The sequence below is a fragment of the Sphingomonas montana genome (assembly GCF_001956315.1).
GTDB classification, from domain to species: domain Bacteria; phylum Pseudomonadota; class Alphaproteobacteria; order Sphingomonadales; family Sphingomonadaceae; genus Sphingomonas_R; species Sphingomonas_R montana.
Window position 1 is genome coordinate 11,034 of record NZ_MOLY01000026.1, and the last position, 22,901, is coordinate 33,934.

General features: G+C 67.3%; 22 protein-coding genes and 1 tRNA gene. 18 read left to right on the plus strand and 5 right to left on the minus strand.

Features of this window, described 5'->3' with window-relative positions; genetic code table 11:
* Nucleotides 1-10: 10 nt before the first annotated feature.
* From proB to BKY59_RS07920, 5 genes are read left to right on the plus strand one after another with little or no spacing between them, the layout of a single operon-like run.
* Entirely contained in the window at nucleotides 11-1,129 is a 1,119-nt protein-coding gene (gene proB, locus BKY59_RS07900) for a glutamate 5-kinase (RefSeq protein ID WP_076070395.1), read from the plus strand.
* A complete protein-coding gene (locus BKY59_RS07905; RefSeq protein ID WP_076070397.1) occupies nucleotides 1,126-2,025 on the plus strand; it encodes an SDR family oxidoreductase in 900 nt (299 codons plus the stop codon). Before proB ends, BKY59_RS07905 begins: the two co-directional genes overlap by 4 nt.
* Before the next feature lie 58 nt (nucleotides 2,026-2,083).
* The gene (locus BKY59_RS07910; RefSeq protein ID WP_076070400.1) at nucleotides 2,084-2,332 is read left to right on the plus strand and encodes an acyl carrier protein; all 249 of its coding nucleotides are present in this window, start codon (nucleotides 2,084-2,086) and stop codon (nucleotides 2,330-2,332) included.
* Nucleotides 2,329-3,600, plus strand: a complete 1,272-nt coding sequence (spt, locus tag BKY59_RS07915; RefSeq protein WP_083671970.1) for a serine palmitoyltransferase — start codon at nucleotides 2,329-2,331, stop codon at nucleotides 3,598-3,600. Before BKY59_RS07910 ends, spt begins: the two co-directional genes overlap by 4 nt.
* 44 nt (nucleotides 3,601-3,644) lie before the next feature.
* Entirely contained in the window at nucleotides 3,645-5,606 is a 1,962-nt protein-coding gene (locus BKY59_RS07920; RefSeq protein WP_083671971.1) for an ATP-binding protein, read from the plus strand.
* A 13-nt stretch (nucleotides 5,607-5,619) separates the two neighbouring features.
* Here the strand turns inward: BKY59_RS07920 and BKY59_RS07925 are convergent, their stop codons facing one another.
* Genes BKY59_RS07925 through BKY59_RS07935 form a run of 3 tightly spaced genes read right to left on the minus strand, consistent with a single transcriptional unit; the run spans nucleotide 5,620 to nucleotide 8,051 of the window.
* Nucleotides 5,620-6,519, minus strand: a complete 900-nt coding sequence (locus tag BKY59_RS07925) for a hypothetical protein (protein ID WP_076070401.1) — start codon at nucleotides 6,517-6,519, stop codon at nucleotides 5,620-5,622.
* A gap of 24 nt (nucleotides 6,520-6,543) precedes the next feature.
* On the minus strand, nucleotides 6,544-7,524 hold the full coding sequence (locus BKY59_RS07930) for a diacylglycerol/lipid kinase family protein (RefSeq protein WP_076070403.1): 981 nt from the start codon (nucleotides 7,522-7,524) through the stop codon (nucleotides 6,544-6,546).
* 2 nt (nucleotides 7,525-7,526) lie between these two features.
* Complete coding sequence (locus BKY59_RS07935; RefSeq protein ID WP_076070406.1) at nucleotides 7,527-8,051, minus strand: DUF2141 domain-containing protein; 525 nt, start codon at nucleotides 8,049-8,051, stop codon at nucleotides 7,527-7,529.
* Between the two features lie 119 nt (nucleotides 8,052-8,170).
* Between BKY59_RS07935 and lptF the strand changes: the two genes are divergently transcribed.
* The 5 genes from lptF to BKY59_RS07960 all read left to right on the plus strand — a co-directional run bounded on the left by lptF (nucleotide 8,171) and on the right by BKY59_RS07960 (nucleotide 12,998).
* Nucleotides 8,171-9,376, plus strand: coding sequence for an LPS export ABC transporter permease LptF (gene lptF / locus BKY59_RS07940; protein WP_076070408.1), 1,206 nt, complete (start codon nucleotides 8,171-8,173; stop codon nucleotides 9,374-9,376).
* Nucleotides 9,373-10,467: an LPS export ABC transporter permease LptG gene (lptG, locus tag BKY59_RS07945; RefSeq protein ID WP_076070470.1), complete on the plus strand. Its 1,095-nt coding sequence runs from the start codon at nucleotides 9,373-9,375 to the stop codon at nucleotides 10,465-10,467. The genes lptF and lptG overlap by 4 nt, the downstream gene beginning before the upstream one ends.
* Before the next feature lie 162 nt (nucleotides 10,468-10,629).
* Complete coding sequence (locus tag BKY59_RS07950) at nucleotides 10,630-11,337, plus strand: sterol desaturase family protein (RefSeq protein ID WP_076070472.1); 708 nt, start codon at nucleotides 10,630-10,632, stop codon at nucleotides 11,335-11,337.
* Between the two features lie 4 nt (nucleotides 11,338-11,341).
* Nucleotides 11,342-12,517 carry an N-acetyltransferase gene (locus BKY59_RS07955; protein ID WP_076070410.1) on the plus strand — a complete coding sequence of 392 codons (1,176 nt, stop codon included), beginning with the start codon at nucleotides 11,342-11,344 and terminating at the stop codon, nucleotides 12,515-12,517.
* A gap of 127 nt (nucleotides 12,518-12,644) precedes the next feature.
* Nucleotides 12,645-12,998, plus strand: coding sequence for a PilZ domain-containing protein (locus tag BKY59_RS07960; RefSeq protein ID WP_076070412.1), 354 nt, complete (start codon nucleotides 12,645-12,647; stop codon nucleotides 12,996-12,998).
* A gap of 61 nt (nucleotides 12,999-13,059) precedes the next feature.
* On the opposite strand, the gene BKY59_RS07965 is transcribed toward BKY59_RS07960, so the two are convergent.
* Nucleotides 13,060-13,305, minus strand: a complete 246-nt coding sequence (locus BKY59_RS07965; protein ID WP_076070413.1) for a hypothetical protein — start codon at nucleotides 13,303-13,305, stop codon at nucleotides 13,060-13,062.
* 191 nt (nucleotides 13,306-13,496) lie between these two features.
* Nucleotides 13,497-15,254, minus strand: coding sequence for a DNA mismatch repair endonuclease MutL (gene mutL, locus BKY59_RS07970; protein ID WP_076070415.1), 1,758 nt, complete (start codon nucleotides 15,252-15,254; stop codon nucleotides 13,497-13,499).
* A gap of 112 nt (nucleotides 15,255-15,366) precedes the next feature.
* On the opposite strand from mutL, the gene BKY59_RS07975 reads away from it, so the two are divergent.
* From BKY59_RS07975 to BKY59_RS08010, 8 genes are all read left to right on the plus strand, one after another.
* On the plus strand, nucleotides 15,367-16,407 hold the full coding sequence (locus tag BKY59_RS07975; RefSeq protein WP_076070474.1) for a rod shape-determining protein: 1,041 nt from the start codon (nucleotides 15,367-15,369) through the stop codon (nucleotides 16,405-16,407).
* 13 nt (nucleotides 16,408-16,420) lie between these two features.
* A complete protein-coding gene (locus tag BKY59_RS07980) occupies nucleotides 16,421-17,332 on the plus strand; it encodes a rod shape-determining protein MreC (RefSeq protein WP_076070417.1) in 912 nt (303 codons plus the stop codon).
* The gene (mreD, locus tag BKY59_RS07985; protein WP_129586287.1) at nucleotides 17,329-17,868 is read left to right on the plus strand and encodes a rod shape-determining protein MreD; all 540 of its coding nucleotides are present in this window, start codon (nucleotides 17,329-17,331) and stop codon (nucleotides 17,866-17,868) included. Before BKY59_RS07980 ends, mreD begins: the two co-directional genes overlap by 4 nt.
* Before the next feature lie 29 nt (nucleotides 17,869-17,897).
* Complete coding sequence (mrdA, locus tag BKY59_RS07990) at nucleotides 17,898-19,910, plus strand: penicillin-binding protein 2 (RefSeq protein WP_076070419.1); 2,013 nt, start codon at nucleotides 17,898-17,900, stop codon at nucleotides 19,908-19,910.
* Nucleotides 19,907-21,010 (plus strand): rod shape-determining protein RodA, encoded by a 1,104-nt coding sequence (rodA, locus tag BKY59_RS07995; protein ID WP_076070421.1) that lies wholly within the window; start codon nucleotides 19,907-19,909, stop codon nucleotides 21,008-21,010. Before mrdA ends, rodA begins: the two co-directional genes overlap by 4 nt.
* Nucleotides 21,011-21,086: 76 nt before the next feature.
* Nucleotides 21,087-21,162, plus strand: a tRNA-Lys gene (locus BKY59_RS08000).
* 170 nt (nucleotides 21,163-21,332) lie between these two features.
* On the plus strand, nucleotides 21,333-22,196 hold the full coding sequence (locus BKY59_RS08005) for a ComEC/Rec2 family competence protein (RefSeq protein ID WP_240500022.1): 864 nt from the start codon (nucleotides 21,333-21,335) through the stop codon (nucleotides 22,194-22,196).
* Nucleotides 22,193-22,873: a hypothetical protein gene (locus BKY59_RS08010; protein ID WP_076070423.1), complete on the plus strand. Its 681-nt coding sequence runs from the start codon at nucleotides 22,193-22,195 to the stop codon at nucleotides 22,871-22,873. The genes BKY59_RS08005 and BKY59_RS08010 overlap by 4 nt, the downstream gene beginning before the upstream one ends.
* Nucleotides 22,874-22,901 lie beyond the last annotated feature (28 nt).

The following is a 22,901-nucleotide window of genomic DNA, read 5'->3' on the forward strand; positions in this document are numbered from 1 at the left end:
GGCACCGGCGGTGGCGCAACGCTTCTCCCCGGGTCACTGCGGCCGGCTGATCGTCAAGATCGGGTCGGCGCTGCTGGTCGATGCGGACGGATCGATCCGGCGCGACTGGCTGGCGACCGTCGCCGCCGATATCGCGGCGGCACACGGCGCGGGGCAACAGGTCGTGATCGTATCGTCAGGCGCGATCGCGCTGGGTGCCCGCCGGCTGGGCCTGCCGAAGGGTGGTCGCGCATCGCTGGACGATGCGCAGGCCGCCGCCGCGGTGGGCCAGATCGCGCTGTCGCAGGCCTGGGCCGAACTGCTCGGCAACCGCGGGCTGACCGCGGCGCAGATCCTGCTGACGCTGGACGATCTCGAGGACCGCCGGCGCTATCTGAACGCCGCATCGACACTCGATCGCCTGCTCACGCTGGGCGCGGTGCCGATCATCAACGAGAATGACTCGGTCGCCACCGCCGAAATCCGGTTCGGCGACAACGACCGGCTGGCCGCCCGCGTGGCGCAGGCCGCGCGGGCTCAGGGCGTGCTGCTGCTGTCCGACGTCGATGGCCTCTACACCGCGAACCCGCGCCGCGACGAACAGGCGGTCCGGATCGCGGAAGTCACCCGTATCGACGCGCGCATCCGCGCCATGGCCGACGGAAGCTCCGCATCGGGCATGGGATCGGGTGGCATGGGATCGAAGATCGAGGCCGCCCGGATCGCGCAGACCGCCGGTGCGCATCTGGCCATCGCCAGCGGGCTGGTGCCCCACCCCATCGCAGCATTCCTTGCAAGCGGCACCGGCACCATATTCGTGGCGGACCCGGTGCGTGGCGCGCGCAAGTCGTGGCTTGCCGGCCGTCTGACCGCGCGCGGGACGATCCATGTCGATGCCGGTGCGGCCGCAGCGCTCGTTCGCGGGGCCAGCCTGCTCGCCGCCGGCGCAGTCGGCATCGACGGGCGGTTCGTGCGGGGCGACGTGATCGAGATCGCCGGCCCGGACGGCCGCTTCGCGCGCGGCCTCGCCGAATATGACGCGGCCGACGCGGTTCGCATCGCGGGCCGGCGATCGACCGACCATGGGCAGATCCTGGGCTATGCGCCGCGCTCCGCCCTCGTCCACCGCGATCAGATGGTGCTGCTATGACCATTATTGCCATGACCGGCGGCACAGGCTTCGTCGGCGGGCATCTGCTGACCCAGGCGGTCGCCGCCGGGCACCGCGTCCGTGCGCTCGCCCGACGACCACAACCGGCACGCGACGGCGTCGAATGGATCGCCGGTTCGCTCGACGAGCCCCACTCGCTCGCCGCGCTGATGGAAGGCGCGCAGGGCGTCATCCATGTCGCCGGCGCCGTCAACGCCGCGGACCGCGCCGGTTTCGCGCGCGTCAATATCGACGGGACCGCCGCGGTCCTCGCCGCCGCGACCGGTGCCGGCATCACGCGTTTCGTCCACGTCTCCTCGCTGTCCGCGCGTGAACCGCAGCTCAGCGACTATGGCTGGTCCAAGGCGCAGGCCGAAGGCGTCGTCACCGCATCCGGTCTCGACTGGTCGATCGTCCGCCCACCCGCCATCTACGGCCCCGGCGACCGCGAAATGCTGGAAATCTTCCGGATGGCCGCGCGGGGCGTCGTGCTGCTGCCGCCCGCCGGCCGCTTCTCGATCATCGCGGCCGAGGATTTGGCCCGCCTGCTGCTCGTGCAACTGACTGCTTATGACGGCTGCATTCTGGAGGCGGACGACGGCACGCCGGACGGCTGGGACTATCATGCGTTCGCGCGACTGCTCGGGACGATACTCGGCCGCCGCCGTGTCCGTACCGTCGCGATGCCCGGCATGCTCCTCGCTCTCGGCGCGCGGATCGACGGACTCGTCCGTGGCAAGGGTGCCAAGCTTACCCCCGATCGCGTGGGCTATCTTCGCCACCCCGACTGGGTAGTACGCGATCCCATGCCCGACGGTCCGTGGCGGCCGCTGATCGCCACCCCCGCCGGGCTGCACGATACGGCCCGCTGGTATCGTGCACATGGCTGGCTTTGATCCGCCTTTTTGCCGCAATCGCTTGGCAGAAGATCCTTCGACTTAGTAAGGGACGTCCATGACATCGCGCCAAGAGACCTTTAAAAAGGTCGCCGAACAGATCGAACCGTTCAACAAGAAGCAGGTCGCGCTGACCGAAGCGACGAGCTTTGCCGGCGACCTGGAATGGGACAGCCTGACGGTCATGGATTTCGTGGCGGCGGTGGAGGACGAGTTCGACATCCTCATCACCATGAACATGCAGGCGGAGATCGAGACGATCGGCCAGCTGGTCGATACGATCGAAACGCTGAGGAACCCCGCATGACCGACGCCAGCCAGACGCCGGACGCCGTTGCCCTGACCGACGTCCTGCCCAACCCGACGCCGCGCGACCTGCTGTCGAAATTCGACGGGCTGATCGCCGAGCGCCAGGCGCTGCTCGACACCGGCGTGCGCGATCCGTTCGCGATCGTGATGGAGGAGGTTCTTTCCCCCACCCTGGCGATCATCCAGGGTCGCGAGACGATCCTGCTCGGCACCTATAACTATATGGGGATGACGTTCGACCCGGACGTCGTGGCCGCGGGCAAGGCGGCGCTCGACCGATTTGGCGCGGGCACGACCGGCAGCCGGGTGCTCAACGGAACCTATCAAGGCCACCGCGAGTGCGAGGATGCGCTCCGCGAATTCTACGACATGAAAAGCGCGATCGTCTTTTCGACCGGATACCAGGCAAATCTGGGCGTCATCTCGACGCTCTGCGCCAAGGGCGACTACATCATCCTGGATGCGGACAGCCATGCGTCGATCTACGACGGCTGCTGGCTCGGCAACGCCGAAATCGTGCGGTTCCGCCACAATTCGGTCGCCGATCTGGACAAGCGGCTCGGTCGCCTGCCGGTAGAGGCGGGCAAGCTGGTCGTCCTCGAAGGCGTCTATTCGATGCTGGGCGACATTGCCCCGCTGAAGGAAATGGTCGCCGTCGCCAAGAAGCATGGCGCGATGATCCTGTGCGACGAGGCCCACGGCATGGGTTTCTTCGGCGAACATGGCCGCGGCGTGTTCGAGGAAGCGGGCGTCGCCGACGATATCGATTTCGTCGTGGGCACCTTCTCCAAGTCGGTCGGCACCGTCGGCGGTTTCTGCGTGTCCAACCATCCGAAGTTCGAAGTCATGCGGCTGGTCACCCGCCCCTATGTCTTCACCGCGTCGCTGCCGCCGTCCGTGGTCGCCACCGCGGCCGCATCGATCCGCAAGCTGATGCATGCCGGCCCCAAGCGCGAGCACCTCTGGAAAAACTCGCGCCGGCTCCACCAGGGGCTGCGCGACCTCGGCTACACGCTGGGTACGCCCACCGCGCAATCCGCGATCATCGCGGTCATGCTGCCCGATCAGGCGATCACCGTGGCGATGTGGCAGGGGCTGCTGGAACGCGGGCTGTATGTGAACATGGCGCGCCCGCCCGCGACACCGGCCGGCACCTTCCTGCTGCGCTGCTCGCTGTGCGCGGAACATACGGACGAACAGGTCGACCGGATCCTCGAAGCGTTCGCCGCGGCCGGGCAGGCCACCGGGGTGCTCGGCCAGCCCTGACCGCACGGTTTGCAAGCTCCGTGCCGCACGACTAGCGTGCCACGATGTTCGCCACGATGACCAGCAGCGGCGCGGGGGAGCCGGCCGGCCCATGGCGCCGCGGGCTGGCGCGCGTGACGGCACTGGTCCTGGCCGCGCTGCTCGTCGTGCTGATCGGCCTCGTCGCGATCGCGAACCAGCGGCGCGACGAAGCCCTGTCGCTGCAACGCCACAGCTATGAAATGCTGCTCGGCATCCGCGATTTCGATGCCGCCATGGCCCGGGCGGAGGCGGCACTCGGGCGCTTCGCCATTTCCGGTGCGCCGGAAACCGGCCGGGTCTATTTCGATCAATGGTCGCTCGCCGGTACGCGGCTGGACCGGCTGTCCGAACTGGCCGGCCCCGACGCGGTGCAGCGGCCTCTGATCGGCGCGCTGCGGGCGCTCTACGATCGGCGCGGGCGCGAGCTGGCCGCCCCCGCGCGCAGTGCCGCCGCTCGGGAGGGCTGGTCCGCGCTGGCGGCGTTCGATCGGGCGGGCAAGTCCGACAGTCTCGCCCGCCTCTCGGCGCTGGTCGAACAGATCTCGCGCAACGAACGGGCAACGCTCACCACGCTGTCGGTGGCGGCGGAACGGTCCGGCGCACGCTCCAACCTGCTGGCGGCGTTGTTGTCGCTGCTCGGCGTCCTGCTCAGCATCATCGGCATCGTGCTGGCCGCGCTCGCCGTCCGTGCCGTCCGCGCGCGGCGGGAGGCGGGGCGCCGCGCGGGGGCGCTCGAACTGGCGGTGGCGGCCCAGACCCGCGAATTGCGCGACGCAAACGAACGCCTGCAGGCCGAGGCGACGACCCGCGCCGCCGCCGAGGCACAACTGCATCAGGCACAGAAGATGGAAGCCATCGGCCAGCTGACCGGCGGAATCGCCCATGACTTCAACAATATGCTGGCGGTCGTTGTGGGGGGACTTGAACTGGCCAAGCGCCGGCTGGGCGGCGGTTCGCCGGACGCCGCACGCCATATCGACCACGCGCTGGATGGTGCCGGCCGCGCCGCCGCGCTGACCCGGCGGCTGCTGGCGTTCGCCCGCGCCGAACCGTTGCGACCGGAACATGTCGATGCCACGCGGCTCCTACGCGGCATGCGTGATCTGCTCGACCGGACGCTCGGCGAACGGATCGTGATAGACCTGGCGGTGCCGGACGACGGCTGGTCGGTCTGGTGCGACCCGCACCAGCTCGAAAACGCGATCCTAAACCTGGCCGTCAACGCCCGCGATGCACTGGGCGGCGAAGGCAGCGTGGGCGTCGCCACCGCGAACGTGCGGCTTGCCGCAGATGACGTGGGAACGCTCCCGAGCGGCGACTATCTGCGTATCGACGTGCGCGATGCGGGCTGCGGCATGGATGCCACCGTCATGGAACGCGCGTTCGAACCCTTCTTCACCACCAAGCCGGTCGGCAAGGGCACCGGACTCGGGCTCAGCCAGATCTTCGGCTTCGTCCGCCAGTCCGGCGGCGATATCGTCATCACCTCCCGTCCCGGCGCAGGCACCTGCGTCTCGCTCTATCTGCCACGGCACATCGCCGAGCCGTCGGCAGTGGTCGGCGTTGCGCCCCCCCTCCCCGCCCCGATGACAAAGGACGGTCATGGCGAGACGATCATGGTCGTGGAGGACGACGCCCGCGTCCGCGCGTCCACGGTCGCGGCGCTGCAGGAACTGGGCTACCGGCCCGTCGCCTGCGCGTGCGGCGAGGATGCTCTGGTCGTGCTGCGCACACGGCGGGATGTCCGGTTGATCATCTCTGACGTGGTAATGCCCGGCATGTCCGGGCCGGAACTGATCGACATGGTCCACACCGAGTATCCGGATGTCGCGACGATCTTCGTCACCGGATATGCGGGCGAGGCCGACAATGGCGACCGGCTCCGCGGCCACGCCGTTCTGCGCAAACCCTTCACCATCGCCGGCTTGTCGCGCGCCGTTGCCGAAAGCCTGGCATCCACCGAACAGGCCGCAACCGCCGGTTGAACCAGCATCGCGGTCAGCGCACCGCGCCGCCACGCAGCAGGCGCGGCAGCAGAACCAGCGCGCCGATCAACGGATGACGTCGCTGCCATGGCTCGATCTCGATCCGGGTCCCGGCATGGCGGTTGATCTTCCACGCGAGGTAATCGATCCCGCCGGCGAAGGTCGCACTGGCCTTCGCCAGCCGCAGCACGGTCAGATATTTGCCGTTGCGCCGCAGGGCGCGCCAGCGCCGAGCGCCGCGCAGTTCCGCGTCCGCGCCGTCGGCCGGCACGAGGTCCGGCAGGATCGCGTCGCCGAACCGCCGATACCGGTCTGGGTCGGCATCCACGATCGACCCGGAACGATCGTCGCGTTCCGCGCGCAACTCCGCCCGGTATGTCTGCGCGAACGCTATCCGCCACAATGCCAGCGGATCGCCGTGCGTCGCGGGCGGACAGAGTGGCATTGCGAGCGTCAGCGCGGTCGGCCCTGCCCGCGCGACCGAGGCGACCGTCCGAGATGCGGCTTTACCGTCGCTGGCCCACACCAGCCGCGACGGTTGCGCGAACCGCGCCCAGACCGATACGCTGCGCGCGTCCGGACCACATAGATCGTGCAGGTCCGCCTCGGACAGCACGGCATATTTCGATGCCAACCCATTGTAGGCGAACGGAAACACGTTGGGCGGCAGCAATCGGTTCGCGACCCGCATCCAGCGCGCCGGATAGGCGGCGGCATAATCGGAGACGATCAGGTAGAAATCGAGCATCTGCCCGTCCAGTTCGGTCGTCCGCAGGCAGGATCCGTAAAACAGCACCGCGCGCGCCGCACGCCCGTGCCGTTCCGCGATCGCAGCTGCCATCTCCGCAACCCGGGGATCGACCGGCAGCGCCAGTTCCGCCGCAACGAGCGATTGCAACGCCGTCGCGTCCATCTTCCCTGCCCCGCCGGCTATGCGTCAGGCCGCCAGGCGGAGGAAGGGAACCGGCGAGGTATGCTTCAGAACGATCGGAAATCCCTCGACATTCTGAAACAGCTCGCCGTCGAGGATGACGCTGGACCGGGCACCTTCGATGCGGATCTCGTCGCCGCGCTCGACATGCACGCCGTTCATCGCCTGCTTGCCCAGCCGCCCGCTGATGCCTGCAAAGATCGCGCGCACCAGCGTCCAGGGATGGTGGTCGACCATCATGAGTTTCAGCGCGCCTTCCGCCCCGCCGGCCATCGTCGACGCCTGCGTGCCGATCAGCATCTTCTGCAACGTCGTCACGATCATGATCGAGAACCGCCCCTGCAGTTGCCCCTGCCGCATCAGCGACACCTTCACATGGCCCGGTCGGGGCGGCAGGAAGGCGGCGCGAATGCCGAAGATCAGCGACAGCACGACGGCAAAGGCGGTCAGGACATGGCTGAACCCGTTGGGCAGGCCCAGCGGATACACCTTGTTCCGGCAGAACAGAATGGAGTCGGCCAGCCCTGCGCCACCTAGGAACATGCCCATCACGGGGCGCACGCTGGCATCGTCGCCGCTGGTCAGCGCGATCAGTTCGCGCCGCACGACATAGGCGTCCAGCCCGGTCCGGGCGATTTCCATCACCCGTTCCAGTGCCGCGACGGGATCGCCGACCGCACCCAGATCGAGCGCAATCAGGTTCGTCTTGCCGTTCGGCAGCACCGCGACCGGCGGTGGGCTGTCGCCGAACCACTGGCCGTGGTGGATCTCGGTCAACACCGTCTGCACGGTGCCGTCGCCGCCGTTGATGACCAGCACCACCGGGTCAACCCGCGCGATAGTCCGCAGCGCCTCGCCAATCTGGGCGACTTCCTCCACCTCATAGTGGAAGATATCGCCATGTTCGGCGCAGAAGGCGCGGATCCGCGGCAGCAGCGAACGATTGCCGGTCGATTTCGGGTTGGAGAGCAGTGCCACGCGTACCATGATTATCGTCCCGCCGACTTTGCGATCGGGCGAAAAGACATGCCCTGCATATAGTTGAGTATCACCGGCACCGTCGTCACGCCGTTGCCGACCGACACGGCGACCCGGTCGGCCGCGGGCTTGCGCTTGAACAACAGGTCCGTGACGGACACCTGCGGGTTGCCGGACATGCCGCCACCGTCCGCACGCCCCGTCTTGCGGTCGCCGTCCATATCGTGCCGCACCGATACCGCATAGGTGCCCGCCCGGCCGAGCGGCACGCACACATGCGCGACCCCGCTCGCCGGAACCGCCACATCGATCCGGTCGATATAACGGCCCTTTTCGAAGAACGTCGCCGGATTGCCGCCATAGGTCTGCACCCGCAGCATGCCGTGGCGCGCCTTGAATCCGCCGACCTGAACGAGGATCGCAGCCCCCGGCGCGGCACCGCAGGATCCGGCATGCGACCCGAGCGGCGCAGCGGTCGCCGACGCGCAGGACAATGCGCCCGCGACTACCCCGACCAGAACCGACAGTTTCGACATGACCTACGCACTCCCGGAAGCTATAGCCGCGCATCATCGCGGTGGTTCGACGAAGCCTCCTCGTTCACGACAGATCGGCCGCGTTTGAGGCCAAAACATGGTGATGGGGCGTCGCAATCTTGAAATTCGGAACCTTGACCGACCGCTACATCGCGCGCCTGATCGCCGTTCCGCTTGCCGCGACGCTCGTCATTGCCGCCATGCTGCTGATCCTGGACAAGATGTTGAGCCTGTTCGATTTCGTGGCGAGCGAAGGCGGGCCGGTGTCCGTGGTCTGGCGGATGCTGGCCAACCTGATACCCGAATATCTGTCGCTCGGCATCCCGATCGGCCTGACGCTCGGTATCCTGCTGGCATTCCGCAAGCTGGCGATGTCGTCGGAACTGGACGTCATGCGCGCCGTCGGGCTTGGCTATGGCCGGCTGCTGCGCGTACCCTATGTCTTCACGATTTCGCTGGCGCTGCTCAACCTCGCGATCGTCGGCTTCGTCCAGCCAAAGTCCCGCTATGCCTATGAAGGGCTGCGGTACGAACTGCGCTCCGGCGCGCTCGGTGCGTCGATCAAGGTCGGGGAATTCACGAGGCTGGGCAAGCGGATGACGCTGCGCATCGAGCGGGCGGAAAACAAGGGGCGCGACCTGTACGGCATCTTCGTCGATACGCAGGCGAGCGGCGGCCGCACGCTGGCGGTCACCGCCGAACGCGGCACCTTCCTGGCGACGGACGATCCCAACACCATCATATTCAGGCTGGCGAACGGGACGCTGGTCCATGACGCGCCCGGTTTCCGCGCGCCCCGCGTGCTCAGCTTCGTCGCGCACGATCTGCCGATCGACCTGCCCAAGATGGAATCGTTCCGCCAGCGCGGCAGCCGCGACCGCGAACTGACGATCCCGGAACTGTCGCGCCAGTCGAAGCTCGCGGCCACGACGCCGGCCACGCGCAACGCGCTGCGGTCCGAATTCCACTTCCGCCTGGTGGAGGTGGCCACGATGCTGCTGTTGCCGCTGCTCGCCCTGGCGCTGGCCGTGCCGCCGAAGCGCTCGTCCTCCGCGCTCGGCGTGTTCCTGGCGATCGTCGTGCTGGTGACGCAGCACAAGATCAACGAATATGGCGCGGGGCTCGGGACGCTCGGCCGGATCGATCCGATCATCGCGCTGTGGGTGCCGTTCCTGGCCTTCGCCGGCCTGACCATCTGGATGTACCACATGGTCGCGCATGTGCCGGGGGGGCAGCCGATCGCCGTGCTGGAACGCGGCTTCGCCAAGATCGGCGCCACCGTACGCGGATGGACGCGCCGCCGCAGCAAGGACGTGCCCGCATGAACCTGTCCTTCTTCGGATCCCGCACCATCACGGTGTACATGGCCCGGACCTTCCTGGTCCGCAGCCTGGCCGTGCTGGCGGCGCTCGTCATCGTCCTGATGGCGCTCGACCTGCTCGGCGAATCGGGCGACATCCTAGCGTACAAGGGCAATGGCAGTCCGCAGCTATGGGCCTATGTGTCGCTCCGCGCGCCGCAGATCATCGCCCGCTTCCTGCCGTTCGCGGTACTGCTCGGCACGCTCATCACGCTGGCGACGCTGAACCAGAACAGCGAAGTTATCGCAATGAAGGCGGCCAGCGTGTCGGCGCACCAGATCCTGACGCCGCTCATCATCGCCAGCTTCGGCGTGGCGGCCGTCTCGTTCATGTTCAACAACCGCATCGTCACCCGGGCTACCGCGACGCTGTCCGCGTGGCAGGCCGTGGAATATGGCCCCATCCCGGCCGATCGCGGCATCGTCTCCAACGTGTGGCTGCGCGACGGCGACGATCTGGTTCATGCCGACACGGTTGGCGGACGCGGCACGGCGACCGTGCTGCGCGGCGTGAAGGTCTACGACCGGACCGGCGGCATCCTGAAATCGATCGTCACGGCCCCCACCGCGCGCCAGCAGGGCGGGGCCTGGGTGCTGAACGGGGCACAACGGTTCGACGTCGCCGCCGGCGTCCGTGCGCCCGCGCCAGGATACCGGATCGCCGAGGGCGTTACCGCAGACCGCTTCACGCTTGCCGACGTGCGTCCCGACGAGCGATCCTTCACCGACCTGCGCGATGCGATCGCCGAACTGGCCGCCGCCGGCCGGCCGACCGGTCCGTTGAGGGCAGGCCTGTGGCACAAGATTTCCGGCCCCCTGTCCGCGGTGCTCATGCCGCTGCTGGCCGGCGTCGCCGCGTTCGGCCTGGCGCGGTCCGGGCGGCTGTTCCTGCGTGCCGTGCTCGGCATGGCGCTGGGTTTCGCCTATTTCGTGGCGGACAATTTCGCGCTGGCAATGGGCAATCTCGGTGCCTATCCGCCGGGCCTTGCCGCCTGGGCACCGTTCGTCCTGTTCCTGCTGATCGGCGAGGCCGTCCTGATCCGGACGGAGGAGTGACACCCGTCCGCCCGAAAAGCGCCATATTGCGAAAGCATAGCGGCCTTCTTACGTGAACGACCCGCGGGGGCCACCTGCGCGACGTACAGCCAAGGACCGCCCGTGAAGACGATCGAAACCCCCAGCGCCGGCTTCTGGAGCCAGCGTCACCATCTGGACCGGATGACGCTGCGCCAGCTTGTCGTCGCCTATTTCCAGTATCCGGCGATCATGGCGTATCTCGCGCTTTCCGCACTCTCCATCGCGGCATTCGTGTGGCGTCCGGCCGCCCTGATCCCGACGATCGCGGCAATCCTGTTTGCCGCGATCGTCTATCCGCTGGCGTGGTATGTCCTTCACCGCTTCGTGCTGCACAGCAAGTGGATGTGGAAGTCGCGCGTCCTCGCGCCGACCTGGAAGCGGATTCATTACGACCATCATCAGGATCCGAACCATCTGGAGGTGCTGTTCGGCGCGCTCCATACCACGCTGCCGACCATCGCGATCGCCACGGCGCCGATCGGCTGGCTGATCGGCGGCTTCGGTGGCGCCGCCGCGGCGCTCGCGACAGGCCTGCTGACGACCTGCTTCTACGAATTCTGCCATTGCATCCAGCATCTGGCCTACAAGCCCAAGAATGCCTGGCTGGCGACGATGAAAGCCAAGCACATGGCCCATCATTTCCATGACGAAACAGGCAATTTCGGCATCACCAGCTACTTCTGGGACAAGCTGTTCGGTACGCACTACAACCGGGTCAGCGAGCGCAAGAAGAGCCCGACCGTCTTCAACCTGGGCTACACGCCCGACGTCGCCAAGGATTACCCCTATGTCGGCGAACTGTCCGGTGGCGTGAAGATGAGCCACCCCGCATCGCGTATTCGGAACTGAGCGGATGGCACTCGCTCCGGCTCCCGTTCCCGCCGGGGTGCGCGTCACAGAAGTCCGGACGCGGGCCGAACGGACGGCCTTCGTCAATCTGCCCTTCCGGCTCTATGCGGATGATGCGGCCTGGGTGCCGCCGTTGCGCGGCGAGGTTCATGCCTTGCTCACGCCGGGTCGCAACCCCTGGTTCGAACATGCGACCGCGGCGTTCCTGATCGCACGGCGCGGGACGCGGGTCACCGGGCGCATTTCCGCGCAGGTCGACAGACTCGTGCAGGCGATGCCCGTTGATCAGGGCGGCGGCAGCGACGTCGGCCATTGGGGCATGTTCGAGGCGGAGGACCCCGAAACCGCGGCGGCGCTGATCGCGGCGGCGGAGGACTGGCTCCGTCGGCGCGGTGTACGTCAGGCGATGGGACCGTTCAGCCTGTCCGTGTGGGACGAGCCCGGCCTGCTGGTCGATGGCCACGATCATCCCCCCACGGTCATGATGGGGCATCATCTGCCGGCCTATGAAAGCTATCTTACCGCGGCCGGCTACACCGGGGTCAAGGACCTCTATTGCTACGAACTGGACATCACCGAAGACCTGCCGCCGCTGATCCAGCGGATCATCACGTCGGGCGAGCGCAATGGCCGCATCACCGTCCGCAAGGTCGACAGGCGTCGGTTCGCCGAGGAGGCTGCGATCATTCTCGGCATCCTGAACGACGCATGGTCCGACAATTGGGGCTACGTCCCGCTGACCGACGCGGAGATCGCGCATGCCGGCAAGAAGCTGAAGCCCGTCGTGTTCGAAGACCTCATCATGATCGCGGAGGTCGAGGGCGAACCGGTGGCGTTCATGATGACGCTGCCCGATCTGAACGAATTGACCGCCGACCTGAATGGGCGGCTGTTTCCATTCGGCTTTGCCAAGCTGTTGTGGCGGCTCCGCAAGCCGCGGGTGCGGACGATGCGCGTGCCGTTGATGGGCGTGGTAAAACGCATGCAGGCGACCCGCCTTGCCAGCCAGCTCGCCTTCATGATGATCGAATATATCCGCCGCGCGTCCGTCGCCAACTATGGCGCGACGCGCAGCGAGATCGGCTGGATACTTGAGGACAACCAGGGCATGCGGTCTATCGCGCACGCGTTGAAGACCCGCATCAACAAGACCTACCGCATTTACCAGCGGAGCATCTGATTTAGCGGCTGTCCCGCCACATCATCGCGCCCCTCGCCCCGATCCGTTAATAAACGATCGAACACCCGATGCGCTCGGCCATTATTTCCCGTATCGGAGAAAGGCATCATCCCCGCGCGGAGAAATCATGGATAATCCGAAACCTGCGTCGGGCGCGCGTGACAACCGCCGTGCGGCACGCCACCCCTGCAATATACCCGCCACCATCATCGTGGACCGGATTCGCCATGAAGTCCGGATCAAGGACGTGTCGGCGCTTGGCTGCTGCCTTTCCGGCACGCCCGTACTCGAAAAGGGCGATGAGATCATCTGCGAACTACGGACCATCACCGTGGTTGCGACGATCGCCTGGTCGTCACCCCCGCTGCATGGGGCAAACTTTCACCGCGAAATCGACGTCGCGCAGATCCTGCGTGACAAGAACCGGTCGCGTTTCATGAACCGCCGGCTTGCGGGTGCAATGGCCGGCATCCCCGAATGATCGGTGCCAGCCACGGGGTTAGGTCGACGTGCCCCCCGTGGTGAGTTTGCGTGCGTGAGAGCTAGAGGTCCGCCATGATTGCCCGCAGAGCGGATATCGGTGCCGCCGTCCACGCCGCAGGGCCGGACGGCTCCACGCGCTGTAATCCGGCGATGAACGGTTCGATAAGAACTGCAGGATCGCGGTGGAACTCCGGCTGTCCCATGGCCCAGCGCGCCACCATCGTGCTGCAGGGATGCTTCACGGCACAGGAGAGATAGTCGGCGCTGTCGGTAATGGCCATGTCCGGTTGCGCGAACGCCTGCATCGCATGACTACAGTAGCTGACCCGAAACGTCGCGTCCCGGATCCGCACAAAGTCAACCACACTATTCTTATCCAGCCGCGCGGCGGCAGGAAGGGCTGGGTTTCTTTTGTTTTAGTCGTCATCGGGAGATGAGTGCGCGATGGACTGCGATGTCCGCAAATGGCCCGTTCGCGGACATTCACCCTTCCTGCTCACCGCCGCCCGAACAGCTTCTCCACATCCGCCGTGTCCAGCTTCACCCAGGTCGGGCGGCCATGGTTGCACTGGCCGCTGTGCGGGGTCACCTCCATCTCGCGCAGCAGGGCGTTCATTTCCGCGACGGACAGGATGCGCCCGGCCCGGACCGACCCGTGGCACGCCATCGTCGCGGCGATCAGGTCCAGCCGCCCGCGCAGCGACAACGCGGTGTCATAGGCCGCCAGATCGTCGGCCAGGTCGGTCACCAGCCCCCGCACGTCCCCCGCCCCCAGCAGCGCCGGCGTCGCGCGGACCAACACGGCACGCGGGCCAAACCGTTCCAGCTCGACACCGAACTCCACCAGTTCGGCCGCGCGTTCCTCCAGCCGGTCGCACGCCGTCTCGTCCAGTTCGACCACCTCGGGCAGCAGCAGCGCCTGCCGCGCGACGCCGCCCGCCGCCATGGCCGCGCGCATCCGTTCCAGCACCAGCCGTTCGTGCGCCGCATGCTGATCCACCAGGATCAGCCCGTCCGCCGCCTCCGCCACGATATAGGTCGCCGCCACCTGCCCCCGGGCGATGCCGAGCGGATGTTCCGCGGCGGCCGGCGTCATCGGCGCGGCATGTTCGGCACGGCCCGCCGGTTCGGGGCGATAGTCCGGCCGCGCATCCCACACCGACCCCTGCCGTGGCGCGGACGACAACGCGGACGACGGCGCCCAGGACGGGATCACCGGTTCCGCATGCCAGCTGCCCAGCGCGGCGGCGGACGGCCGCTGCACGCTGCGATGCCCCGCCGCGTCCAGAGCCGCCCGCAGCCCGCCGACGATCAGCCCGCGCACCAGCCCGGGATCGCGGAACCGGACCTCCGTCTTGGCCGGGTGGACGTTCACGTCCACCTCGTCCCCCGGCAGGTCGATGAACAGCGCCAGCACCGGATGCCGGTCGCGCGCCAGCAGGTCCTGATACGCCGCGCGCACCGCGCCCACCAGCAAGCGGTCGCGCACCGGCCGGCCGTTCACGAACAGATATTGATGGTCCGCCACCCCGCGGTGGAACGTCGGCAACCCGGCCACCCCGCCTAGCGTGACCAGGCCGCGGACATGATTGACGGACACGCTGTTCGACAACAGCTCCCGGTCGGTCAGCGCCGCCACCCGCCCGGCCCGGCTGTCCTGTGGGGTCACCGACAGCGTCCGGCGTCCGTCATGTTCCAGCGTGAAACCGATGTCCGGCCGCGCCATGGCCAGCCGTTTCACCACATCGACGCAGGCGCCATATTCCGACCGCACCGATCGCAGGAACTTGCGCCGCGCAGGCACGCGCTCGAACAGTCCCTCCACCCGGATTCGGGTGCCCGGCGGGATCGCGACCGGCGCATCGGCCGTCACGACGCCGTTGTCCACGGTCCGCGCCCAGCCATCACCGCCCGCTCTACGACTTTCGATCGTCAGACGCGAAACGCTGGCGATCGACGGCAACGCCTCACCCCGAAAGCCGAGCGTCCTGACGTCCTCGATCGCCTCGTCGGGCAGCTTCGACGTGGCATGCCGCTCCAACGCAAGCGCGATGTCGGCGCGCGCCATGCCATGCCCGTCGTCGGCCACGTCGATCCGCGAAATCCCGCCTTCCACAAGAGAAATCGCGATGCGCGACGCACCCGCATCGATGGCGTTCTCCACCAGTTCCTTTAGCGCGGCCGAGGGACGCTCGACCACCTCGCCGGCGGCGATGCGATTCACCAGATGCTCGGGCAGGCGACGTATTGACATGCCCCGTCCCGTAGCCCAATCGCCGGGTCTCCGCGAGCCGTCGATCATATGAAGCCATTCCTTGATCGGCGGATGGGGCACGCGATCCTATTCGGACCAGATGGGCGGGCAAATGATTTTTTCGCGATTGTTCAAGATGATGTCGCACGACATGGCGATCGATCTGGGGACGGCCAACACCGTCGTCTACCTGCGTGGCCGCGGGATCGTGCTCAACGAGCCTTCGGTGGTCGCGATCGAGACGATCAACGGCGTGAAGAAAGTGCGCGCCGTCGGCGACGATGCCAAGATGATGATGGGCAAGACGCCCGACAGCATCGAGGCGATCCGCCCGATGCGCGACGGTGTCATCGCTGACATCGACGTGGCCGAACAGATGATCAAGCACTTCATCGAAAAGGTGCACGGCAAGAGCCGCTTCCCGCGCTGGCCGGAGATCGTCATCTGCGTCCCGTCGGGGTCGACCAAGGTGGAACGCCGCGCGATCCGCGATGCCGCATCCAATGCCGGCGCGTCGCAGGTCTGGCTGATCGAGGAGCCGATGGCCGCCGCGATCGGCGCCGACATGCCCGTCACCGAACCGATCGGTTCGATGGTGGTCGACATTGGCGGCGGCACGACGGAGGTCGCGGTACTCTCGCTGCGCGGTCTGGCCTACACCACGTCGGTGCGGGTCGGCGGCGACAAGATGGACGAGGCGATCGCCTCCTACGTTCGGCGCAACCACAACCTGCTGATCGGGGAGGCCACGGCCGAACGGATCAAGAAGGAGGTCGGCACCGCCAAGATGCCCGCCGACGGCAAGGGCACGACGATCCACATCAAGGGTCGCGACCTGGTCAACGGCGTGCCGAAGGAGATCACGATCACCCAGGCGCAGATCGCCGAGGCGCTGACCGAACCGGTCGCCGCCATCGTCGAGGGCGTCCGCATCGCGCTGGAAAATACCGCACCCGAACTGGCGGCGGACATCGTCGATCAGGGCATCGTGCTCACCGGCGGCGGCGCACTCCTCCAGGGCATCGACGAAGTGCTGCGCGAGGAAACGGGCTTGCCGGTCACGGTGGCGGAGGATCCGCTGACCTGCGTGGCGCTCGGCACCGGGCGCGCGCTGGAAGACCCGGTCTTCCGGGGCGTCCTGCTCACCGCTTGAGGTCGCCGCCCGGATGGCGCCGCCCAAGCACCGGCGCCCCGGTTTCTCCCGCCGGGCGCAATATGGCCTGTTCGCCGGCTATGTGATCGCGACGATCGGCGTCGTGATCGCATTGGTGTCGGTCGCGATCTGGCGGCTCGATCCGACCGCCTTTGCGCTGGTCCGCGGGGTGGCGCTGGATGCGACCGCGCCGTTCAGCGCGGCGGGCGCCGCCGTGACGCGCGGCCTGTCCAGCGGCGCGGCGGAAGTCGGGGCATATTGGAACGCCGGGGCGCGCAACCGCCAGATGATGGACGACATGGCCGCGATGCGGACCGCGTTGATCCAGGCACGCGCCGACCGGTTCGAAAATGCCCGCCTGAAGCGGATCGTGCGTCTGGTCGATCGCACGCCGCAGACCGTCGTCGCAACCCGGATCATCGGCAGCACGGCGTCCGGCACGCGGCGGCTGGCGACGATCGCAGCGGGCTCGTCGTCGGGCGTCCGGCCTGGCCAGCCGGTACGCAGCGGCGAAGGGCTGGTCGGGCGAATCTTCGAAACCGGGCGCGGTGCGGCCCGCCTGCTGATGCTGACCGATACCGGCAGCACGGTCCCGGTGCGGCTGGTCCGCAACGGCCTGCCTGCGCTGGCCAGTGGCAATGGCGACGGCCGGCTACGCATCCGGGCGCTGATCGCCGGTGAAAACCCCTTCCGGCGCGGCGATCTGCTCGTCACGTCCGGCACCGGCGGCGTGTATCCACCGGGCATACCGGTTGCCGTGATCACCGGTGCGGACGCGCTGACGCCGCTCGCCCGCGCGCTTGCCGATCCGGATCGGACCGACTTCGTGGCGGTGCAGGCCATCTACGCGCCGGAAGCCGCCGCCCCGCCCCCCGGCCTGCCTACGACCGGCGCCGCCGCCCCTGCCGTAACGGGGGCCCAATGATCGGCCGCCCGCCTGCCGGATCGGCGCATCGCGGCGCGTTGATCGACGGACAGGCGCCGACCGTGTCGCGCTTCGCCCGCGCGGTGCCGCCGGTCACCACGCTGCTGGCCTCGCTGCTTACCGGCGTCCTGCCGATCGTGGCGGACGCGCCGGCACTGCCGCCGTTCGGCCTGCTCGTCGTGCTCGGCTGGCGGCTGCTGCGCCCCGAACTGTGGCGCGCCTGGATGGCCTTGCCACTCGGTCTGGCGGACGATCTACTGACCGGGCAGGCCCCCGGCACGGCGATGGCAGGCTGGACAATCGTCTTCCTCGTCCTCGACGTCGTCGACGAACGCTTCCTGTTCCGCGACTATATGCTGGACTGGGCGATCGCGGCGGTGGCGATCTGCGTCTGCATCATCGGGGCGCTGCTTGCGTCCGGACAGACCATCGCGCAACTGCCGCTGTTCCTGCCGCAGATGGCGCTGTCCATCCTGTGCTTCCCGCTGGTCGAACGGCTGTGCGCCGCGATCGACCGCTGGCGGTTGCGCCAGTGAGGTGGCGTCGCACCCAGCAGCGCCCCCCCATGACGGAACATGCGCAGGGGCTATCCTTCACCCGCCGCGCACTGGTGCTGGGCGGGGTCCAGGGGGGGATCATGGCGATGCTGGCCGTCCGGATGGGCTGGCTGTCGGTCGCGGAGAACGAGCATTACCGGCTGCTGTCCGAAAGCAACCGCGTCCAGTTGCAGCTCATCCCGCCCCGCCGGGGCTGGATCGTCGATCGCAACGGCCGGCCGATGGCTATCAACCGCACCGATTTCCGCGTCGACCTGATCCCCGATCAGTTGCACGACCGGGACCGCGTGCTGGCCGACCTGCGCCGCATGCTCGGCCTGTCGCCGGACGATATCCAGCGGATCACGGAGGAACTGGCCGGGTCGCCGGGTTTTCGGCCGGTGCCGGTGGCGGAGAACCTGCCCTACGAGATGTTCGCGGCGGTCTCCGTCCGGTTGCCCGACATGGCGGGCGTCGCCCCGGCGCAGGGCTATTCGCGCTATTATCCCGATGGTGCGGCGATCGCGCACCTGATCGGCTATGTCGGCGCGGCGTCGGCAAAGGATTATGAACGCGACCGCAATCCCCTGCTCATCACGCCGGGGTTCAAGGTCGGCAAGGAGGGACTCGAACGCTCGATGGAGTCGCTGCTGCGCGGCGCGCCCGGTGCCAAGCGGACGGAGGTGACCGCGCGTGGCAAGCTGGTCCGCGAACTGACGACGCGGCCCGATACCAACGGCCATACGCTGAAACTGACCATCGATGCAGGGTTGCAGGCCTATGCCGCGCGCCGGCTGGGCAATGAATCGGGCGCGGTCGTGGTCGTCGATACCCACACGGGCGATCTGCTGACCATGACGTCGATGCCGGCCTATGATCCCAACAGCTTCACCGACGGGATCAGCCATGCCGAATGGGACATGCTGTCGCAGGACGATCACCTGCCGCTGCTCAACAAGACGCTGCAGGGCCTGTATCCGCCCGGATCCACCGTGAAGCCGATCGCGGCGCTCGCCATCCTCGAAGCCGGCATTTCGCCGCTCGAACGCGTCTATTGTTCGGGCAGCTACCGGCTCGGGTCCGGCACCTTCCACTGCCACAAGCGAGGCGGCCATGGTCCGCTCGATATGTATGGCGGCATCGCGCAAAGCTGCGACGTCTATTTCTATACTATGGGCCGGCGAATCGGGATCGACCGGATCGCCGCGATGGCGCGCAAACTGGGCCTCGGCAGCGAATATGCCCTACCGTTCAAGTCGCAAAGCTACGGCACCGTGCCGGACACGGCGTGGAAGCTGAAGAAATACGAAAAGGACTGGACGGTCGCCGATACGCTGAACGCCACCATCGGCCAGGGTTACATGCTTGCCAACCCGTTGCAGCTGGCAATGATGGTCGCCCGCATCGCCAGCGGCCGCGCGCTCGTGCCCGCGCTCACCCCGGGCGCGCGCCGCGCCGCGCCGCCGCTGCCGATCGATCCGGCCCATCTGGCCATCGTCCGCCAGGCGATGAGCAACGTCATCAACCATGGCGGCACGGCCGGGCGCAGCAAGCTGCCGATCCCCGGCGTGGAAATGGCGGGCAAGACCGGCACCGCGCAGGTCCGCCGCATCACCAAGGCGGACCGTGCCCGCGGCGGCAAGTTCGGCGGGGCCGGCACGGACTGGAAATATCGCGACCACGGCCTGTTCGTGGCGTTCGCCCCGGTTGCCGCGCCGCGCTACGCGGTCGCGGTCGTGATCGAACATGGCATATCGGGCAGCGGTGTCGCAGGGCCGATCGCGCGCGACGTCATGACCTATGTCTACGACCGGCCAAAGGCGGAGAAGATCCTGGCCGTGCTGGAGGAAAGCTGGGGCGGTGACATTCCGACCCGCGCCGCCGCGCACGCCGCGGAATGGCGGGCAGCCCGCGCCGCCGAACTCGCGCCGCCGCCTGTGGTCGTCCCCCCCGCAAACGTCCCCCCGCCGGCCACGCCCGCGACGTCCACACCTGCCCCGCCCCCGCCCCCGCCCTTGTCCGAGCGAGGACCCGTCGAATGAATCGCGACAGCGTCGTCCCCGCGGCCTTGGCCAACCTGCCGTGGCGGATCATCCTGCTCGTCATGGCGATCGGCGGCTTCGGGCTGGTCGTGCTCTATTCCGCGGCCGGCGGCAGCCTCCGCCCCTGGGCGCAGTCGCAGGGGATCAAGCTCGTCCTGTTCCTCGGGCTGGCACTTGCCGTCTCGCGCGTGCGGGAGGAGCAGCTGAAGGCGGTTTCCTTCCCGATCTACGCCGTGCTCGTCACTCTCCTGCTCGCGGTGGAGGTCTTCGGTTTCGTCGGCGGCGGCAGCCAGCGCTGGCTCGATCTGGGCATCATCCGTCTGCAACCGTCCGAACTCATGAAACCGGCGATCGTGCTTGCCGTGGCGCGCTTCTACGACCTGCTGCCGTCGGGCGAGATCCGGCGGCTGAACGCGCTCTGGCCGGCGGGGCTGTTGATCGGCGTGCCGTTCGTGCTGGTCATGCTGCAACCCGATCTCGGCACCGCCACCATGATCTTGGCCGGCGGCGTCACCGTCGCGTTCCTGGCCGGCATTCCGATCCGGCTGTTCGTGGGTGCCGGCGTCGCCTTTGCCGCCGCGCTGCCGGTCGTGTTCGCTTCGATGCACGAATATCAGCGCAACCGGGTTTTCATCTTCCTCGACCCCGAAAGCGATCCGCTCGGCACCGGCTATCATATCAGCCAGTCGAAGATCGCGATCGGTTCAGGCGGCGTGTTCGGCAAAGGGTTCCTCGCCGGCACCCAGAGCCATCTCGACTATCTGCCCGAAGGCCATACCGATTTCGTGTTCGCGACGATGGCGGAGGAATGGGGCCTCGTCGGCGGTTGCCTGCTGATGCTCGGTTTCTTCCTGGTCGTCCGCTGGGGACTGAACGTCGGATTGCGCGGCCGCACGCGGTTTGCCCGCCTATCGGCGGCGGGGCTGGCCACGACGATCTTCTTCTACGTCGCGATCAACCTCATGATGGTCATGGGCCTCGCCCCCGTCGTCGGCATCCCGCTGCCGCTCGTGTCGTTCGGCGGTTCCGCGATGATGACGGTGATGCTGTGTTTCGGCATGCTGATGGCCCTCGACCGCTCCCATCGGCGACAGCGGTGATTAACCGCTTGCAGGGTCGCCCCCCCTTTGCTAATCGGCACCCAGCAGCCCGAACGACCCAGGTCTTCGTTGCTCCGGACGCATAGCTCAGTTGGTAGAGCAGCTGACTCTTAATCAGCGGGTCCTTGGTTCGAGCCCAAGTGCGTCCACCATAATTTGCCTTCAAAATCAGTTAGTTAGCTGCCAAGCAGGCGCGCGCTCTGTGGTCATCTGGTAGCCCCGTAAGTCAGTCGTAAGTAGCTGGCGCAAGCGGCGGCGCAGAACATTGTTTGAACAACCGCCGCGACCCCTTATCTCCGGATGAACGGTTTAGGGGCTGCCGATGCTGCTGGGGGAGATGGTGCTTCGCGTGTGGGACGTAGAGCACGGCGCGTGCGCCATGTTGCACCACACGTACGACGGCCGAGCCGGTCGTCTTGCCATGATCGACTCCGGGCGCACCGCCGACTGGCGACCTAGCACGTACATCCGGCACCAGCTCAATCGGGCAACGCTCGATTATCTATTTATCACTAACGCGGACCAGGACCACATGTCCGACCTCAAGGGGCTGGACGAGGCGGGAGTGACCGTCCCTGTGCTGACCCGTAACCCCACGTACACCGGGCAGCAGATGGCAGGGATGAAGGCCCTGGGCGGCCCCCTAAGCCGCGACGCCACATGGTACGTGAACGCCTGCGGCAGCTACAACCAGCCTGTCGCAGAGCCGTTCGATGACTACATGGGCGGAATTACGGCCGCTTGGTTCTTCAACCCTTACCCGCAGTTCGTGAAGACGAACGACCTCAGCCTAGTGGTGTTCATCCATTACGCCGGCTTCAAAATCCTCTTCCCCGGCGACCTTGAGGTGGCAGGCTGGCGAGCGCTCCTGGCCGACCCCGCGTTCCGAACTGAGCTGACCACGACCAACATACTGGTTGCCTCACACCACGGCAGACAGAACGGGTACTGCGAGGACGTGTTCGACTACTTCACCCCTGACGCTGTGGTGATCTCCGACAAACCTATCGTGCACGACACGCAACGCACCGTACCGGACTACCGCCGGGTGGTCAGGGACGGCGGGGTAATGGTGCGCACGACCGGCAAGCGCCGCCACGTGCTGACCACACGTCGAGACGGTTGGATCACGTTCACCGTCGACGGGAACGGCAGCTACTTCATCGACACCGAGTGCTTCGGATGAGCAGCAAATCGCTCAAGTCCGAGTACCAGAAGTGGCTGTGGATGCTGGCCACGGCCGACCTGATCGTGGTCGCCTTCTTCCTGCTCCCCGGCGTGGGTGTCGGTGGCGACATCTCCAAGCTGGCAAACTGGCGGCTGCTGACCACGGTGCTGGTGCCCATCGCCGTGCTCCTTCTCGTCAACGTACTGCCCCACAAGGCCAAGTGCATGTTGGTGTACTGGAAGCCGTATGGCTGGATGCCTGGCTCAGAGGTGTTCTCCAAGTTCGCTCCCGACGACGTGCGGGTGGACATGAAGGCGCTGGCCAAGAACGTCGGCCAACTCCCCGAGACGCCGCGCGAGCAGAACGCGCGCTGGTACCAGCTCTACAAGTTGGTGGAGAACCGGACAGAGGTCGCCGAGGCGCACCGGAGCTTCCTCATGTACCGGGACATGGCGGCGCTGAGCTTGGCGTTCGCGCTGCTCACCCCCGCGGGCCTGTACCTCATCGGGGCCGCCAGGGGCGCGCCGTGGCTGGCAGCCGCCGTCTTCGCGAGCCAGTTCGTCCTCACGGCGCTGAGCGCCCGTTGGAGCGGTGTGCGCTTCGTCTGCAACGTGGTGGCGCTGCACTCGGCCAAGAAGATCACGGGCGCGGGTCCCGCTCGCCAGCCAAGGCGGGCCACCGCCCAGCAGAATTAAGCCGAGCACATTATGACAGACTTCCGCT